Raw genomic sequence first — 16972 nt, 5'->3', positions numbered from 1 at the left:
AGAATTCGTGGGTGGCTCAGGCGGTCTGGCGGATGAGCCAGCCGAAGGCGTCTTCCTGGGCGGCCTTGTACTCGAGGCCGATCGGGCCGGCGTAGCCGAGGTCGCGGCTGCGGGTGACCCACTCGCCGAGCGGGAGGGTGCCCGTGCCGGGGGCGCCGCGGCCGGGGTTGTCGGCGATCTGGATGTGGCCGAACTGCGGCGCGTGCTGCTCGACGACGGCGCTGACGTCGTCGCCGTTGACGGACAGGTGGTAGAAGTCGGCCAGCAGGCGGACGTTGTCGACGCCGGCCTCCTGGGTCTTGGCGATGATGTCCAGCGCGTCCTGGGCGGTCTTCAGCGGGTAGGCCTCGGTGCCGGAGACCGGCTCCAGCAGCACGGTGCCGCCGATGCGCTCCACGCCGCGGGCGGCCAGGACCAGGTTCTCGACGCCGAGCGCGTCCTGCGCGGCGGGGTCCTGGCCGTCCTGCCGGTTGCCGTAGAGGGCGTTGAAGTGGCGGCAGCCGGTGGCCTCGCCGATCGCGGCGACGACGTCGATGTTGGCGCGGAACTCGTCCTCGCGGCCGATCCAGGAGACGAGGCCGCGGTCGCCGCCGGGCATGTCGCCGGCGTTGAAGTTCAGGCCGGTCAGCTGCACGCCGGCGTCCTTCAGCGCGCCGACGAACTGGTCGATCTCGGTGTCGGCCGGGACGGACTCGGCGAACGGCCACCAGAATTCGACCCGGTCGAAGCCGGCCGCCTTGGCCGCAGCCGGGCGCTCCAGCAGCGGCAGCTCAGTCAGGAGGATCGAGCAGTTCACGGTGTAGGACATCGCGGTTCCCTTCGTTTCGCCGGGTTTCCTGATCGTGGAAACCTTATTCTGCATTACGAGAAGCGTAGGTGTGGCCTCGAACACCTGTCAAGGGGGTCCTCTCGCCATGCGACGAATCGTTGTCGCGATGCGAGAAAGTGTTGACAGCCTCGATGTGATGGGCGTTACTTAACCTCACAGTTCGCGGAATCTTGTTTCCGCACTATGAAATCACTCCCCCATCCGCCGCGTCATGCGGCACGACAGAAGGCCGTCCTATGAGCTCCACCGACGAAACCCTCTCCCCGCCCGCCGGCAGCGCCGCCGGCACCCCGGTCGCCGTGACGAACACCCCGGGCGTCGACCCGGGCAGTGCGACCGGCACGGTCCGTGAGAACAATCCCTTCGACCTGAGTCCCGGCCTGTACAACCAGGACCTTGCCCCCACCAAGCGGGAGGGCCGCACCTGGCGGGCCTACAGCATCTTCACGCTGTGGGCCAACGACGTGCACAGCCTCGGCAACTACGCCTTCGCCATCGGGCTCTTCGCCCTCGGCCTCGGGGGCTGGCAGATCCTGCTCGCCCTCGGCCTCGGCGGCGCCTTCCTGTTCGTCCTGCTGAACCTCTCCGGCTTCATGGGCGAGAAGACGGGCGTGCCGTTCCCCGTCATGAGCCGCATCGCCTTCGGCATCCGCGGCGCCCAGATCCCCGCCCTGATCCGCGGCGCCGTCGCCATCGCCTGGTTCGGCATCCAGACCTATCTCGCCTCGGTCGTCTTCCGCATCATGATCGTCGCGGTCATCCCCGGCGCGGCCGCCCTCGACCAGAGCGACTACCTGGGCCTCTCGGCCCTGGGCTGGATCTCCTTCGTCCTCCTCTGGGCCCTGCAGCTGGTCATCGTCAGCTACGGCATGGAGATGATCCGCAAGTACGAGGCGTTCGCCGGACCGGTCATCCTGGTCACCATGGCCGCCCTCGCCGTGTGGATGTTCGTCGAGGCCGGCGGCTCGATCGCCTGGAGCACGCCCGACTCGAAGACCGGCCTCGACATGTGGCTGGCCATCCTCGGCGGCGCGGCGCTGTGGGTCTCGATCTACGGCACGTTCGTGCTGAACTTCTGCGACTTCACGCGCGGCGCCCACTCCAAGGGCTCGATCGTCCGCGGCAACTTCTACGGCATCCCGATCAACATGCTGCTCTTCGGTGCGATCGTCGTGGTCCTCGCCGGCGCCCAGTTCAAGATCAACGGCACGGTCATCGAGTCCCCCGCGGACATCGTCCAGACCGTCCCGAACACCCTGTTCCTGGTGCTGGCCTGCCTCGCGCTGCTGGTGCTGACGATCGCCGTGAACCTCATGGCGAACTTCGTCGCCCCCATCTACGCGCTGTCCAACCTCTTCCCGAAGGTCCTGGACTTCCGCCGCGCCGGCCTCGTCTCCGGCGTCCTCGGCCTGCTGATCCTGCCCTGGAACCTCTACAACTCCCCCGTGGTCATCACATACTTCCTCGGCGGCCTCGGCGCCCTGCTCGGCCCGCTGTTCGGCATCATCATGGCCGACTACTGGCTGATCCGCCGCGCCCGCGTGAACGTCCCGGACCTCTACCGGGACCGCCCGGAGTCGGAGTACTTCTTCAAGCGCGGCTTCAACCCCCGGGCCGTCGCGGCGCTCGTCCCGACCGCCGTGATCGCCATGCTCCTGGCCTTCGTCCCGGCGTTCGCCGTCGTCTCCGCCTTCTCCTGGTTCATCGGAGCCGGGCTCGGCGCCGTCGTCTACCTGCTGGTGGCTGACCGGCGCGCCCCCATGACCGACGTCTCCGGCGAGCCGATCGCCGTCGCCAGCACCCACTAGGAGTCCCCTATGCGCATCCTCGTCGTCAACGTCAACACCACCGAGTCCATGACCGAGGCCATCGCGGCCTCGGCCCGGGCGGTCGCCTCCGCCGGGACCGAGATCGTCGGCCTCACCCCGCGCTTCGGCGCGGACTCCTGCGAGGGGAACTTCGAGTCCTACCTCGCGGCGCTGGCCGTGATGGACGTCGTGACCTCCTACCCGGAGCCGTACGACGCCGTCATCCAGGCCGGCTACGGCGAGCACGGCCGCGAGGGGCTCCAGGAGCTGCTCGACGTGCCGGTCGTCGACATCACCGAGGCCGCGGCCTCCACCGCGATGTACCTGGGCCACAAGTACTCCGTGGTCACCACCCTGGACCGGACCGTCCCGCTGATCGAGGACCGGCTCAAGCTCGCCGGCCTCGACGCCCGGTGCGCGTCCGTCCGGGCGTCCGGACTCGGCGTCCTCGAGCTCGAGTCCTCGCCGGAGCGCGCCGTCGAGGCGATCGTGGCGCAGTCGCGCGAGGCCGTGGAGCGCGACCACGCCGAGGTGATCTGCCTCGGCTGCGGCGGCATGGCCGAACTCGAGGAGGCGGTCTCCGCCGCCACCGGCGTGCCGATCGTCGACGGCGTCCGCGCCGCGGTGACGATCGCGGAGGGCCTGGTCCGCCTCGGCCTCTCGACCTCCAAGGTGCGCACCTACGCGCCGCCGCGACCCAAGCAGGTCACCGGCTGGCCGCTCCCGGAATCGGTAGCGGCAACCCCCACCCCCATTGCCCAGGAGGGCTGAACCATGAAATCCAGCATCGAAGGCACCACGCCGGAGAGCGAGGAGGTCGCGGTCAAGCGGCGTCGCCTCGGCGTCCCGCACATCTACATCATCCTCTTCACCTTCATCGCACTCGCCGCCGTGGCCACCTACCTCGTCCCCGGCGGCACCTACGACCGCGTCGAGGGCCCCGACGGCCGGACCACGATCGATCCCGACAGTTTCCGCTACATCGGCTCCCAGCCGACGACGCTCGTGGACTTCATGCTGGCGATCCCCCGCGGGATGGTCTCCGCGGCGGAGGTCGTGATCTTCACCCTGATGATCGGCGGGCTCTTCGGCGTCCTCAAGGCGACCGGCCTGGTGGAGCACGCGGTGGAGGCCCTGACCAAGCGGTTCTCCAAGCGCGGTCCGGTGCTGATCGCCGTGCTGATGAGCGTCTTCTCGGTCGTCGCGACCCTCATCGGGACCCAGGAGCTGGCGCTCGTGTACGTGCCGGTGATCCTCCCGCTGATCATCGCCCTCAAGTACGACTCGATCGTCGCGGCGGCCGTGGCCCTCTGCGCGACGACCGCGGGCTTCGCCTCGGGCATCCTCAACCCGATCAACACCGGCCTGGGTCAGAAGCTCGCGGGCGTCCCCCTGTGGTCCGGGTTCGGACTGCGCGCGGTCGTCTTCGTCCTCACCGTGGGCATCGCGATCGCGTTCGTCATCCGCTACGCCCGGAAGGTGAACCGGGACCAGACGGCCAGTCTCATGCACGGCAGCCCGGCCGAGATGGAGAAGCGCCTGGACTACACGCGCGACTCGCAGGCCGGGCCGGCGCAGCGGATGAGCGTCCGGCAGCGCATCGCAGCCTTCGTGGCGCTCGCCTTCTTCGGCGTCCTCGTGTTCGGCGTGCTCAAGCTCGGCTGGTTCATGATGGAGATGGCCGGCCTCTTCATCGTCGTCGGCGCCATCGTCGGCGTGGTCTCCGGCCTGCGGGGCTCGGTCCTCGCCGAGGCCTTCAACGACGGCTTCCGCGCCGTGCTCGTCGGTGCGCTGATCGCTGGCATCGCCCGCGGCGTCGCGGTGGTCCTCGAGGAGGGCCAGATCCTGGACACGATTGTCCACTCGCTCGGCCAGGCGGTCGGCGGGCTCCCCGCCGCGCTCGCCGCCGTCGGGATGTTCATCGGGCAGATGCTCCTGAACTTCGTCATCCCCTCCGGCAGCGGCCAGGCCCTGGTGACCATGCCCATCATGGCGCCCCTGGCCGACCTGCTGGATGTGACGCGGCAGACCGCGGTCCTGGCCTACCAGCTGGGCGACGGCTTCGGGAACATCCTCTTCCCGACCTCCGGCTACTTCATGGCGACGCTGGCGATCGCGGGGGTCCCCTGGCAGAAATGGGTGAAGTTCTTCTTCCCCCTGTTCCTGATCTGGGTGGCCATCGCGATTGTCATCCTGGTGTTCGCCCAGATCACCGGCTGGTCGTAGAGCCCAGACAAGGGTCGGGGCGTCGGCACCGCACCTGCTGCGCATGTCCCTCTCCCTTCGATCCGAGAAGCGGGACCCCGGGCCACCGGGGTCCCGCTTCCTTTTCCCGGCCTGCGGCGCGGACCGGGCCCTAGTGCTCGGCCGCGGTGGACCGGACCGGGACCTCCCGGCCATCGCAGTCGATCAGCCGGCCGTTCACGAAGTGGTCGCCCTCGGACAGGCACGCGATGTCCTGGTCCGTGACGATCCGGTCGGTGCCGGCGACGAAGACGGACTGGTTCTCCGAGTTCCCCTTCTTCACGTGGTTGAAGAGGATGTTCAGCAGGATCGCCATGACGGCCGCCGAGCTGATGCCGGAGTGGAAGATCGTGGCGAACCAGGTGGGGAAGTTCTCGTAGAAGTGCGGGGCGGCGATCGGGATCATGCCGAACCCGATGGACGTGGCCACGATGACCAGGTTCATGTTGTTCCGGTACTCGACCTTGGCGAGGGTCCGGATGCCGGAGGCCGCGACCGTGCCGAAGAGGACGACGCCGGCGCCGCCGAGCACGGGCGTCGGCACCGCGGCGACCACGCGCCCGAGGACGGGCAGCAGGCCGAGGACCACGAGGATCAGACCACCGGCGCTGACCACGAACCGGCTCTTGATGCCGGTGATGGCCACGAGGCCCACATTCTGGGCGAAGGCGCTCTGGGTGAAGGAGTTGAACACCGGCGACAGGACCGAGGAGAGCATGTCGGCGCGCAGACCGTTGCCGATCCGCTTGGAGTCGACCTTGGAGCCGGTGATCTCACCGACGGCGATGATGTCGGCGGAGGTCTCCGTCAGCGTCACCAGGATGACGATCAGCATGGAGATGATGGCGGCCAGCTCGAACGTCGGGGCGCCGAAGGCGAACGGCGTGGGGAAGGCGACGATGGCGCCCTCGCCCACCTTGGAGAAGTCGGCCATGCCGGTGAAGACCGCGATGAGCGTGCCGATCACCATGGCCAGCAGGATGGACAGGCGGGAGATGGCCGCGTTGCCGATCTTGCTCAGCAGGAGCACGACGGCGGTGGTCGCCGCCGCGAGTCCGATGTTGGCGACACTGGCGTAGTCCTCCGCGGACGAGTTGCCGCCCATGGCCCAGTTGGCCGCGACCGGCATCAGCGTCAGGCCGATGGTGGTGATGACCGTGCCGGTGACGACGGGCGGGAAGAACTTGATGATCTTCGAGAACAGCGGCGTGATGGCCAGGCCCACCAGGGAGGCGACGATCACGGACCCGAAGACGGACTGGATGCCCCCGCCGCCGTGGACGATCGCCACCATGGTGGAGACGCCCGCGAAGGAGACGCCCTGCACCAGCGGCAGCTGGGAGCCGAAGAACGGGATGCCGACGGTCTGCAGGATGGTCGCGAAACCGCCGACGAACAGGCAGGCCGCGATGAGCAGGCCGATGTCCTGGGCGGTCATGCCGGCCGCGGCGCCGACGATCAGCGGCGGCGCGATGATCCCGCCGTACATGGTCAGGACGTGCTGGAAGCCGTAGGCGAACGTGCTGCCCAGGGGCAGCCGCTCGTCCTCCGGCCGGCCGGACGCCGGCCGGTTCCGTCCGGGCCCCGAGGAGGGGCGCCGTGAGGGGCGTTGCGAAGCGCTGGTCTTCTTGCTGGTCATGGTGCTGGTCCTGTCTCTGGCCGGCGTCGTCGCCGGACAGGTGAGTGGCCGCGGTGCTAGGTGATGGATGGGTCGTGACGAGTGCGTGGTGATGGTTGCGTGGTGATGGTTGCGTGGTGATGGATGCGTCGTGGTGGTCCGGGACGGCGGCTGGGTGACGGTGCGGCATAAAAAAATGAGCCGGCATCGGTTGATGCCAGCTCATTACGACCCTGCCTGCTGCTCCCAGGTTACGTGACCGAGATCACGAGATGTGGATCACAGTAGCCCGCTTCCGGCTCTTTGGGAATGTCTTCGGGAAAGTATTTCCGTGGACCGGAAGCAGGCGCTCCCCTCAGGGAGGCCGCGGCGGGACCGGACGCAGCCCCCGCCCGCCGATCCAGCCACGGCGTCGTGCCCCGTCGTCATGCCCCGTCGTCGCGCCGCGTCGTCACGCACCTGCCACCAGTCGGCGAGCCGCCGCGGAGTGCCGCGCCGCGAGCGCCGGGACGTCCAGGCCCGGGATCGCCCCGTCCACGACGCGCCAACGGCCGCCCACCATGACCCGGTCGGCGCGGTCCGCGCCGCAGAGCAGGAGCGCCGCGAGCGGGTCGTGGCTGCCGGAGAACCGCAGCTCGTCGAGCGTGAACAGCGCCAGGTCCGCCTGCAGTCCGGGCGCCAACTGACCGAGGTCGGACCGGCCCAGCGCCGCCGCGGAGCCTCGAGTGGCCCACCCGAGCGCCCGCTCCACGGGGACTTGGGCGCCGTAGCGCAGCCGCTGCAGATAGAGGGCCTGCCGCGCCTCCAGGATCATGTTGGAGGCATCGTTCGAGGCGGACCCATCCACACCCAGCCCCACCGGGACGCCGGCGTCCTCCAGCTCGAGGACGCGCGCCGTCCCGGATGCGAGCCGCATGTTCGACGTCGGGCAGTGCGCCACCGCGGTGCCGGCGGCACCCAGCCGGGCGATCTCGGCGTCGTCGAAGTGGATGCCGTGACCCAGCCAGGTTCGGTTGCCGAGCCAGCCGACGCTCTCCAGATAGTCCACGGTGCGCAACCCGAACCGCTGCCGGCAGAACTCCTCCTCGTCCAGCGTCTCGGCGAGGTGGGTGTGGAGCCGGACATCGTGGCGCTCGGCGAGCGCCGCACTCTCCGCCATGATCTCGGTGGTGACGGAGAACGGGGAACAGGGGGCCAGCGCGATCTGGACGAGGGCCCCGTCGCCGGGCTCGTGGTAGGCGCGGATCACCCGCTCGCTGTCGGCGAGGATCGCGTCCGCCCGCTGGACGGTGGAGCGCGGCGGCAGTCCGCCGTCGTCCTCGCCGAGGGACATGGAGCCCCGGGTCAGCGTGGCCCGCATCCCCATCCGGCGCACGACCGCGACCTCGACGTCGACGGCCTCCTGCAGTCCCGCCGGGAAGAGGTAGTGGTGGTCGGCGGCCGTGGTGCAGCCGGAGAGGAGCAGTTCGGCGAGCGCCACCTCCACGGCGAGCTCCAGGTCCTCGGGGGTCAGCCGCGCCCAGACGGGATAGAGGTTCTTCAGCCAGGGGAACAGGGGCGCATCGGCCACCGGGCCCCAGGCCCGCGTGAGGGTCTGGTAGAAGTGGTGGTGCGTGTTGACCAAGCCGGGCAGCAGGACGTGGCGGCCGGCGTCGAACGCCTCCTGGCACGGCTGCGCCGGGGAGCCGCCGGCCGGGACGAGCTCGGCGATCCGGCCGTCCGCCACCACCAGGCCGCCCCCGGCGTCGAGCCCGTTGGCGGTGAAGACGGCGAGCGGGTCCTTGATCCAGAGACGGGACGGGGCGGGGTTCGTAGTGGCATTCGTGCTGGCGTTCATGCGGGGCCTCCTGGGACAGTGCGGTGCAGTGCACTGCGGTGCTCGACGTCGACGGTCGTCGGCGAGGGCCGACGAGCCAGCTCAGTGGGGCCCTGTCTGCTGATCCAGGGGCACGCTGCTGATCCAGGGGGAGCGCGCGGGTCCGGGCCTCCCGTCGCGTCGACCGGATGGTCTTCCGCCGGCGGAGGGTCCCGTCCGCTCAGCATAGACGGTCGTGCGGTTCGCCCCGCCGCCGACCACGCGGGACCGGATCTACCGGGCGCTGAAGGCTCAGGCGGCCGAGGCACGCGGCAACCGGCCGCTAACGCCTCGCCAGACCAGCCCTCACTCGGGCGAGTACTCGAACACGAACCCTATCGGCCTGCTGTCCACGACATAGTCGTGGTTCGGGCTCCACCCCGTGAATGCCGCTTCGTCGAGCAGCCGCGCGATGGCATCGACCAATCGATCGTGAAGATGTCCGCTTCTCCACAGCGCCCACATCTGGCTGTTCTCGCCGCTGACCCAGGTGCCTGCAGATGTATAGACCTCCAGCCGGAAGTCGTCGTCGGCGACTTGAAAGAGGACGAGCTTGAAGCCCTCCCCCTCGATTCCCAGACACTGGGCGCCTTCCCCGGCCAGAGCGGCTGCCTCGTACCAGGAGCGCACATTAAGAGTCGGGAACATGGAGGCAAGCCGACGCTCCAGGTAGTTCGGACCGCTCATCTCTCCCTCTCATCAGTGCCGCGGTGAACCATCGTGGGGTGGCCGACGTCGAGCTGTGGGCACTGGATCACCTCGTCGAGTCCGCCCTGATTCTCCGCCGCCATGGCGAGGAGTGCTCTCATGACGATCAAGACCACGACGAGCGCTGCCCCGCAGATCAAGCAGAACGCGACCCCCAGAACGACGCCGGGACCCCCGACGCCCGCGACGAACAGAAGATGCAGCATGGTGAGGGCGGGTAGCAGTGCGGCTCCGGCCACCGCATAGATGATGGCCCCGACCGACTTGATCGACCTCGTCGCCAAGAACTGCCGACGGCTGACGAGGGACAGCAGGCGCCAGACCACCACCAGGGCGACCTGCCAGCAGAGCAGCGAGAGGATGCCCGCCACCGAGTACGGCGCCACGAGATGGCTGACTTCTTCGAAGGGTCCGCCCAGCTTCTCCGCCGCGAACGGGATCAGGATCTGCGCGGTGAGCGCAGCCGCGAGCAAAAGAATGAGGACGGCTCGAAGGGACAGGACCAGCGGCTTGTTCACATATCGAGCATCATTCGATTGAGATTGAAAGTCAATAGACGATGATTCTTCTCGGGCCCTACAACGCGCTCCCGAAGAATTCGACCGGGCCGGAATTCCAGGCCATAGAGTCTCGCTACACGTGCCACGCGTCAATCCCTGCGTCAATGCCGACGACTCAGTCCGGACGAGTAAACCATGCTCTCCAACGGATGAATTCCTTCCTCGTTGTGCAGGTGCCGGTTCGCGGGACCGACCGTCAGTCCAGTGGTTCGATGTCGGGGAAGCGGGCCTGGAGGTCGTCCTCGTCCGTCCAGGGCTCGCCGGTAGGCTCGTCGACGTCGAAGACCCCGCCCAGGTCCGGGTAGTCCTCCTCCAGCTCCCGGCCCGTGACCTCCTCGTACGCCTCCCCCGCGGCATAGGCCAGCAGCTCAGCATCCCCGATGTCCTCCCGATCCTCCAGGCCACCGGAGGCCAGAGCCCGCGGATCAGCCAGGCACCGCTCGTAGAAGTCACGCCCCTGACCGATGACCCAGGACCGCACGTCCACGAACCCGTCATCGCTGCACCCGCCCAGCAGCAGATACGCCACACCCCAGAGACCCCAGTCATAGAGCCGTCGATGCAACGACACGAACACCTGCTCGAACCCGGCGATCCGCTCCGGAGCGAACCTCCCCAGAGCCCCCTGCAGGGCCTCCACCTGCGCCTCAACATCCCCACCAGCCACCCGACGGGAACCCTCCACCACCTCCCAAAACTCCACCACCGACACCGCCTCCACGCCAACAACGCGTCCCTGAGAGCCGGCTCGCGGTCGCGGCGACGAGTCACCCGACCGATTAGGCCCGCCTCCCGCAACCTCCTCAACGTCAGCGTCATCGAGATCGTCGACACCGATGTCAACGAGGTCCTCTTGTTCGAAGCTGGCGTAGAAGCCGTCCTTGATCTCCAAGTCGGCCCAGTCCGGGTACAGGTCCTGGGCGAGGAACTCGCCGAAACGGACGCGATCCATCCAGTCCGGGGGTCGCCGGTCCCAAGCTTCGTAGAACCAGGCGGCCTCCTTCCGATTTCGCGGAGAGAGCGCAATCCGCTCGGCACGGATGTTCCAGAACTCGTCGGGGTCCTCAAACTTAACTGCAGTCAGGTCGAGCAATCTGATGGTTCCCTGCTGTGACAAGTGCGCCAGACCCCTGACCGATTTCACATCCCCCAGACTGAGCAGACCGATCGAACAGAATGGTCCGGCGTGCGTGAAATCCACCTGTCGGCTCTGCTCGATACCCACGAAGTCGGAGACGAACTTCTCCCGGAACCACGCGGCCCCAGGCCGTTGCACGAACCCGTGAAGGTACAGGCGTCCGAATCCTTCCGGCGTGTCCAGGGAGCGGTCGAGCGCATCCAGGGCAGACTGATCCGCCCGACTCAAATCGATCCATCGCAACCCCGGCGCCCGAAGCGCCGGGGCCCATCGCTCGTCCCATTGCGCCGTCAGCCGCTCCAGCGACTCCCACGAGTAGTCCACCGGGAAATACTTCACCGGCTCGTCCATCACCACAGCCCGCACGGGATGAAGCTCAGAAATCTGGGAGAGATCTTCAATGCTGTCCCTTTCCGGGTACAGAACCCTCGACGCGACATCGAAATTCCGGCTCAGCCGGCGCAAGGCCTTCAAAGCTTTACCTTGCTCCATGAGGTATCCCTCCGCCGCCACCCCGAAGCGGCACCAAAGGGCCAAGGCGAGGTTTTAGATTTGCATACTTACCCATGTTTTTCACTGCGATTGGAAGCGGATATAGGTCCCATAAATTTTTCACCCATGCCTACTCATCCACGCTTTCATAACCGGTCAATCCATCAAGCATCCCCAAAACCCAAGATGTGCTTTGTGAATTCAGGTGGAACGGCAGACCAAATTTAATTTCGCTCTTGACTGCAATGACCACTAGGGATTTATCCTGAACTTCAACCATGAGCTCGCGAGATGAGAATCCTAGCGTCAGGCATGATTCGCTCGAGTCAGTGATTCGATCAGAATACCCTTTCTCCAGCAGGTCATCCAACAAGAACTGCAAATACTCCTCAGATTCTGGCTTTCCAAACCCCTCTGGAACCATCCGCCCCACAACGCCGGAAAACCAGCCATATATGTATGCAGATTTATCTGGAATCGACACACCTTTTATATGATGACCATACTCAAAGCCTACAATCATACTCGTTTGAGACTCGTGAGGGTTGTGGGACAGATCGCCTGAAACAACGAGTGCTAACACATCATCGCATTCCATCTCGAAGCTTGACGCATTTCGATCACCGGAAATTGGGCCGATGTTAAGTTCGCCATCCTGCTTCAACTTTTCATAGAGGGGTGCCGCGCTAAACCTCACTCGACTCATCTCCTTGTTCCCCCAGTAGAAAACATCTATCTTCTTACCAGATTTGCCATTGAACCAAAATACCTTTCGGGCAGGGAAGTGGTGGGGTTGCCGTACTCGTCGAAGCTCGACCAGGAGTCGATGCCCCGAGCGTTGCCGCTGGACGGCAGCGTCACGGTCGCGACGGTGTCCCCGTGCGGGTTGTTAACAGAGAGCTTGACCGTGCCCTTCTCGATGACGATCCCGAGATCCCCACCGATGACGTCCTCGAACCGGGTGACCGTGGTGGTCTGGTTGACGTAGTTGGTGGTCCAGGCCGGGTTGTCCGAGGTGTCCCCGTACCGGTACCGGGTGCCTCCGTTCATGTCCTAGATGACGTGACGGCGCAGGGACGCATCCATGGTGATCGTGCTGTTGTGCCCGTTGCGGCTGATCGTCTTCGCCGTGTCGTTGGCGTAGTACGCGATCGTGATCCCAGCCCCGCCAGCACCACCCTTGGGTGCGTTCGTCCCCGCCGCGGGAATCGCCGTCGTGCGGCCGCGCGGACGTCCACGAAAAGACAGGGCCCGAAGGGAAGGCGACCCTTATATATCTCAACGTGAGTTTCCAGCAAGCATAAGCTCACCAAATAAAATCAAGAAACCAATCCACATTAACGGAAGAATTCCAAGAAACGCCAGAGCAAAGGGTCGAGATCTGCGCAACGCATTCTTCTTGAGTTCGTACGACTCTGGCTCGATATGCTTCTCCCCTACAACCCGTTCGGTATGCCGAGCCAAATGGCCGACAATACGCGAAGGGTAACCAGCGCCAGCGACGAGCAGACTTAAAGAGATTGCCGATACGTGAGTCACGGATAGGACCAAGGAATCCCAATCTGCTCCACCGAGAATTATGATGCCCGGGGGGCCGACAATTAATATGAACAGCACTGGGATTTGAGCGCCGAGATCATCCACTTTATGAGCCGATTTCAGGCACAGGTAGACGGTCAATACCGCTAGGGAGATGGTGAGGAGGAATGATATAAATATGCCAACATCACTCGTCATTACACACTTCTTCCCTTAGCATCGTCGAGACTTTTCCCGTACCAATTGCCCGCCCGACATTCATAGTTCTGGCCAGCCCCCAGGAATTCGGAGGCATAGTTGTTGTAGCGTTTGTACCTATTTTCACTCCTCGCCGCGGCCTTACCTCCGACGGATCTGATGGCTCGGGCCATGGCCATGCCTTTGCCAACAAAAGTCACCGCCGCAACAGCGGACACCGCATAGTTTCGCTAGGCCTTCTTGTTTCCACGTTTATAGTCGAGATATGCGACACCCGCTCCGGTAGCTAGTGAGATACCGACACCTGCCGGACCAAAGAAGCCGCTAATGGTCGATATCTTTTTCAGGACTCCGTACGTACCTCCGAGCCCGCCCCATCCCCGCTTGGTCCATTTTTTGCGGTTTGCCACGATTTCTTCCACTTTGACCATGCGCCCGACACATCTTCTTTGTTGATCGGGTCTCGTGGGTAAGCGTAAGTCGTCGTGTTGCCACCAGCAACAGGATCCCGCGTCGTGAACAACCCCGTCGCCGGGTAATACCACCGCGCACCCATCAGAATCAGGCCACTCGTCGGATTCAACGCCCGCTGACCAGCACCATGCCGCCCATACCGGGTCCCAGTACCCATAGCATCCAACGCCCCCGCCGGGTTCCCGTATTCATCAAAACTCGACCAGGAGTCGATGCCCTGGGCGTTGCCGCTGGACGGCAGGGTCACGGTCGCGACGGTGTCCCCGTGGGGGTTGTTAACAGAGAGCTTGACCGTGCCCTTCTCGATGACGATCCCGAGATCCCCACCGATGACGTCCTCGAACCGGGTGACCGTGGTGGTCTGGTTGACGTAGTGCTCAATCGTCGTCGCAGCCCACCACCATTCACCGCGTTCGTCCCGGCCTCCGGGATATCCACAGTGTGGACCACAGGGTCCGGACCTGGAGAACCTTCCAGGGAGGCGGACGGGACTTCGGACAAACGAACTCCACGATCCATTACATCGCACTAAGAAAGTCGCCGAAGAACTACTTTCATCTAGTCTCGAAGCCCGCTCGCCTTATCGCGCACCTCGATCCCCGCCTGGAACCGGGATCTGGCTCCTAGGCTCCGTCGACGAAGATGTACCACAAAGACGATGCCACCAGAGTGAGAATAATCCACGTGTAGAGCGAGCGGTTAAGCGACTTCGAATCGTCATAGTATCTCTTTCCCCACATTGAATCCCGAGTTGGTTCCCTGCCAGAGAAGGCTTGAAGCGGATCCGCCCGCGTGAAACCAATTATGGAGATGTTGACAAACAACCCAAACACGAATGCCATGTCCATGGGCTCATGCATTCGAAGGGATACAAGTACTGACGAGATCGGGGCCAAGGCAATTAATAACAACAGCCATAGGTGCCCTAGCGAGAGTGGATTAACGCCTGAACGCAGTAGGGCGAAGGCTCGCGCGGCATACAGGACCGCCATGAGGGCGAGGCTGCCCAGGTAGGCCGAGAACGTTATGTCGGGCACGGCCTACCGCCTCCTTCCTCAATGACGAATCTTCTTCTTGTGGACACCGACATTGAAATCATGTCCCACGAGTCCGCTCGCGGCAGCAATCCTCTCCATAGGAGATCGGAACTAAACCCAGGGCGGTTCACTCCGCCTCCAACACCGCCTCCACGCCAGCAACGCGTTCCCGAGTGCCGGCTCGCGGCTGCGGCGACGCGACCGCGACCCCACTAGGCCCGTTCGTCGCCGACGCCTCGTAATCAGGGTCGTCGAGGTCTGCGTCAGCGAAGCCGTCGACAGCGGCGTCATCGAGGTGGTCCTGTCCGAGGCTCGAGCCGAAGTCGTCCTTAACATCCAGATCAATCCAGTCCGTGTGGAGGCCAGCCGACGCGCCAGCGGGCGCTGCGAAAGGAAGACTCCGAAGACGACGGGGTCATCCGTCGAAGTTCCACTCCTGAGGAATTGGCGAGGAGCTCTCCACCTGCGCCAGTATGTTCACTAGATCCAGGCGAACGTCCACGATCAGTTGGCCGTCCTCCACGGGCATGCTTCCGAATGACGGACTCAGAATGGCCTCGTGCCTTCGCCCGACCAGTTTCGATGTCGACTGCCGAGGCGAGGCCTCGGCAGTGCTAACGGCCGGAGCTGCTTTGATTCGTATTTCCCGAACGTTGGTACCCCTGAACCATTCCCACCAAGACTCAGAAGTGTTTATCTTTTCAACCGCACTTTCCATCGCGCCCCAGTAGCGACGGGCTTCGGTTTTGAACTTTTTCTTCCGCTGAGAGTCCGTCAGCTCATAGCAGATGGTGACAAGCTCTGAGGCACCGCGGCCTCGAATATGGCGCGGCCACATCTCACCAGATTCTGTTTCGTAAGCCGTGGGGATGAGGTCGCTGAGGACGGAGCGGCCGATGTTGCCTGCCATCCACGCCATCTCCGAATCATCGAAAACATCAGCATAGGGCGGAGCCGAAAGGCTCGGCGCATCGGTCGAGGTGAGCGGCGGAAGTCCGCAGAGGACACTGTAGGCGTGAAATCCCATGATGGAGGTCCGCAATTGCTCGAACCATACCATGGCCACCGGAAATTCGTCCATGCTCGGTTTCTCGAGATCATACTGGTGCGCCAATAACGGATCGAGCGGAACAGAAGTTAATCGATCGATTGCCCGCGCCGTCAAATATTCGTGCAAGCTCAAAATTTCATGGGACTTGAGACTCGCCAGATGTTCTTCGATACAAGAAATCTGCTCGGTAAAATCTCTGTGCACGAGGTGAAGCTCCTCGTGTATGTTCCAGTTCATCGACAGCTCTTTGCTTGACCCGGGGGGCATTTTCTATGCTTCTGGTAGTGTCGGGACACGTACTTTACCTCCTTTAGTCTTGCATTGTAAAACCCCGCAGCCGAGTCGATAATCGACCAAGTGCACCTGGATCGAGTCGCCCTGCTGCAACCGGCAACCTGCGCGGCTGGACGAGATGGTCCAACTCGCGTGATCCCATACTTGCTACCCTCTCGTTTTTCGGCTTTACTTGTTAGATTAGTTCACTGACATACGTCTATTCGCCTATCTTCTCATGGACAGCATCCACAATTCTTTCTAGTCCCTCAATTTGCATCTGTCCCAATGAGACTCCCACTGTTAGATTGAGATACTCAACGGCCTTAACGAGTGCCGATTCGCATGAATGCTTCTCTAGAACCCATCGGACTATTCGAAACGAAAGATCATCCCATTCGTCTTCAGGAACATCCGCATCAATGAGCGCAGGGCGAATAGCCCGCAGCTCTCGACTAGTCGTCCTGGCAATGGTCTTCACACTATTCCTGTTCAAAGCTGCACCCGTAGTTACTTCTTCTTTCGCCATAGACTGTTTCTCCAAACCGTAACCAGTCGCCTTTCGGAATTTAGAACGACCGAGGCCCGTGCGCCAAAGTAGACAGTCTTTCTCAATTGCGGCTTCATTGCAATTGGATGAACGACCGCCGATCGCAAATTCTGCGGAGATATCTTCCTATTAATAGATTGATTCAAACCGTGACGTGACATGCTTCGGATTGGACTCCTGCGAACCATTGACGACGCACGCAACGCAGAATTTATACGAGCGGACTTCGACAGTATTCCGAGACCGACTCGTATGGCGAGGCCACCTGGAATGAAGGCTAACCCGACCGTTACGCCGACTTGAACCCATGGGTTTTTCCACGCCTTTTTGGCAAATCGCCAAGCTTTCTTGCCCCAAAGCCCGCTTGTATCTTCTTGGTTGATCGGGTCTTGTGGGTAAGCGTAGGTCGTGGTGTTACCCCCAGCAATAGGACCCCGCGTCGTGAACAACCCCGTCGCCGGGTTGTAGAGCCGGGCGCCCATGAGGATGAGGCCGCTGGTGGGGTTGGTGGCGCGTTGATCGGCGCCGTGCCAGCCGTAGCGGGTCCCGGCCCCGGTCGCGGGAAGGGTGGTGGCGGGGTTGCCGTACTCGTCGAAGC

General features: G+C 63.9%; 16 protein-coding genes. 3 read left to right on the top strand and 13 right to left on the bottom strand.

What is annotated here, in order from left to right; translation table 11 throughout:
- Positions 1-16: 16 nt before the first annotated feature.
- A complete protein-coding gene (locus RIN46_RS07425; protein ID WP_309081672.1) occupies positions 17-808 on the bottom strand; it encodes a TIM barrel protein in 792 nt (263 codons plus the stop codon).
- A 257-nt stretch (positions 809-1065) separates the two neighbouring features.
- Between RIN46_RS07425 and RIN46_RS07420 the strand changes: the two genes are divergently transcribed.
- From RIN46_RS07420 to RIN46_RS07410, 3 genes are read left to right on the top strand one after another with little or no spacing between them, the layout of a single operon-like run.
- Positions 1066-2637: an NCS1 family nucleobase:cation symporter-1 gene (locus RIN46_RS07420; protein ID WP_309081495.1), complete on the top strand. Its 1572-nt coding sequence runs from the start codon at positions 1066-1068 to the stop codon at positions 2635-2637.
- Between the two features lie 9 nt (positions 2638-2646).
- Complete coding sequence (locus RIN46_RS07415) at positions 2647-3408, top strand: aspartate/glutamate racemase family protein (protein ID WP_309081494.1); 762 nt, start codon at positions 2647-2649, stop codon at positions 3406-3408.
- Between the two features lie 3 nt (positions 3409-3411).
- The gene (locus RIN46_RS07410) at positions 3412-4863 is read left to right on the top strand and encodes an SLC13 family permease (protein WP_309081493.1); all 1452 of its coding nucleotides are present in this window, start codon (positions 3412-3414) and stop codon (positions 4861-4863) included.
- Positions 4864-4993: 130 nt separating this feature from the next.
- Here RIN46_RS07410 and RIN46_RS07405 read toward each other — a convergent pair whose 3' ends face one another.
- From RIN46_RS07405 to RIN46_RS07355, 12 genes are all read right to left on the bottom strand, one after another.
- On the bottom strand, positions 4994-6520 hold the full coding sequence (locus RIN46_RS07405) for a nucleobase:cation symporter-2 family protein (RefSeq protein ID WP_309081492.1): 1527 nt from the start codon (positions 6518-6520) through the stop codon (positions 4994-4996).
- Positions 6521-6950: 430 nt separating this feature from the next.
- Positions 6951-8336 carry an 8-oxoguanine deaminase gene (locus RIN46_RS07400; RefSeq protein WP_309081491.1) on the bottom strand — a complete coding sequence of 462 codons (1386 nt, stop codon included), beginning with the start codon at positions 8334-8336 and terminating at the stop codon, positions 6951-6953.
- Between the two features lie 324 nt (positions 8337-8660).
- Positions 8661-9041 (bottom strand): hypothetical protein, encoded by a 381-nt coding sequence (locus RIN46_RS07395; protein WP_309081490.1) that lies wholly within the window; start codon positions 9039-9041, stop codon positions 8661-8663.
- Positions 9038-9580, bottom strand: coding sequence for a DUF2975 domain-containing protein (locus RIN46_RS07390; RefSeq protein WP_309081489.1), 543 nt, complete (start codon positions 9578-9580; stop codon positions 9038-9040). Before RIN46_RS07390 ends, RIN46_RS07395 begins: the two co-directional genes overlap by 4 nt.
- 238 nt (positions 9581-9818) lie before the next feature.
- Positions 9819-11252: a DUF4240 domain-containing protein gene (locus tag RIN46_RS07385; RefSeq protein WP_309109448.1), complete on the bottom strand. Its 1434-nt coding sequence runs from the start codon at positions 11250-11252 to the stop codon at positions 9819-9821.
- Between the two features lie 130 nt (positions 11253-11382).
- On the bottom strand, positions 11383-11949 hold the full coding sequence (locus RIN46_RS07380) for a hypothetical protein (protein ID WP_309081487.1): 567 nt from the start codon (positions 11947-11949) through the stop codon (positions 11383-11385).
- Between the two features lie 35 nt (positions 11950-11984).
- Positions 11985-12302, bottom strand: a complete 318-nt coding sequence (locus tag RIN46_RS07375) for a hypothetical protein (protein ID WP_309081486.1) — start codon at positions 12300-12302, stop codon at positions 11985-11987.
- Between the two features lie 228 nt (positions 12303-12530).
- The gene (locus RIN46_RS07370) at positions 12531-12989 is read right to left on the bottom strand and encodes a hypothetical protein (RefSeq protein WP_309081485.1); all 459 of its coding nucleotides are present in this window, start codon (positions 12987-12989) and stop codon (positions 12531-12533) included.
- A 343-nt stretch (positions 12990-13332) separates the two neighbouring features.
- Positions 13333-13620, bottom strand: a complete 288-nt coding sequence (locus RIN46_RS14315; RefSeq protein WP_375141881.1) for an RHS repeat-associated core domain-containing protein — start codon at positions 13618-13620, stop codon at positions 13333-13335.
- Between the two features lie 1295 nt (positions 13621-14915).
- Positions 14916-15788, bottom strand: a complete 873-nt coding sequence (locus RIN46_RS07365) for a hypothetical protein (protein WP_309081484.1) — start codon at positions 15786-15788, stop codon at positions 14916-14918.
- A gap of 256 nt (positions 15789-16044) precedes the next feature.
- Positions 16045-16353, bottom strand: coding sequence for a hypothetical protein (locus RIN46_RS07360; RefSeq protein WP_309081483.1), 309 nt, complete (start codon positions 16351-16353; stop codon positions 16045-16047).
- The coding region (locus tag RIN46_RS07355; RefSeq protein ID WP_309081482.1) for an RHS repeat-associated core domain-containing protein at positions 16335-16972 on the bottom strand (638 nt) is incomplete at its 5' end. The genes RIN46_RS07360 and RIN46_RS07355, both read right to left, overlap by 19 nt.

Origin of the sequence: Zhihengliuella sp. (assembly GCF_031178195.1) — a bacterium.
Classification (GTDB): domain Bacteria; phylum Actinomycetota; class Actinomycetes; order Actinomycetales; family Micrococcaceae; genus Zhihengliuella.
Note: the sequence above shows the minus strand (reverse complement) of the source record. Positions and strands in the feature narration are given on the sequence as shown.

Bases quoted from the DNA above. Each gene is read 5' to 3' on its own strand.
- RIN46_RS07425 (WP_309081672.1), bottom strand. From the start codon at position 808: ATGTCCTACACCGTGAACTGCTCGATCCTCCTGACTGAGCTGCCGCTG.
- RIN46_RS07420 (WP_309081495.1), top strand. From the start codon at position 1,066: ATGAGCTCCACCGACGAAACCCTCTCCCCGCCCGCCGGCAGCGCCGCC.
- RIN46_RS07415 (WP_309081494.1), top strand. From the start codon at position 2,647: ATGCGCATCCTCGTCGTCAACGTCAACACCACCGAGTCCATGACCGAG.
- RIN46_RS07410 (WP_309081493.1), top strand. From the start codon at position 3,412: ATGAAATCCAGCATCGAAGGCACCACGCCGGAGAGCGAGGAGGTCGCG.
- RIN46_RS07405 (WP_309081492.1), bottom strand. From the start codon at position 6,520: ATGACCAGCAAGAAGACCAGCGCTTCGCAACGCCCCTCACGGCGCCCC.
- RIN46_RS07400 (WP_309081491.1), bottom strand. From the start codon at position 8,336: ATGAACGCCAGCACGAATGCCACTACGAACCCCGCCCCGTCCCGTCTC.
- RIN46_RS07395 (WP_309081490.1), bottom strand. From the start codon at position 9,041: ATGAGCGGTCCGAACTACCTGGAGCGTCGGCTTGCCTCCATGTTCCCG.
- RIN46_RS07385 (WP_309109448.1), bottom strand. From the start codon at position 11,252: ATGGAGCAAGGTAAAGCTTTGAAGGCCTTGCGCCGGCTGAGCCGGAAT.
- RIN46_RS07375 (WP_309081486.1), bottom strand. From the start codon at position 12,302: ATGAACGGAGGCACCCGGTACCGGTACGGGGACACCTCGGACAACCCG.
- RIN46_RS07370 (WP_309081485.1), bottom strand. From the start codon at position 12,989: ATGACGAGTGATGTTGGCATATTTATATCATTCCTCCTCACCATCTCC.
- RIN46_RS14315 (WP_375141881.1), bottom strand. From the start codon at position 13,620: ATGGGTACTGGGACCCGGTATGGGCGGCATGGTGCTGGTCAGCGGGCG.
- RIN46_RS07365 (WP_309081484.1), bottom strand. From the start codon at position 15,788: ATGAACTGGAACATACACGAGGAGCTTCACCTCGTGCACAGAGATTTT.
- RIN46_RS07360 (WP_309081483.1), bottom strand. From the start codon at position 16,353: ATGGCGAAAGAAGAAGTAACTACGGGTGCAGCTTTGAACAGGAATAGT.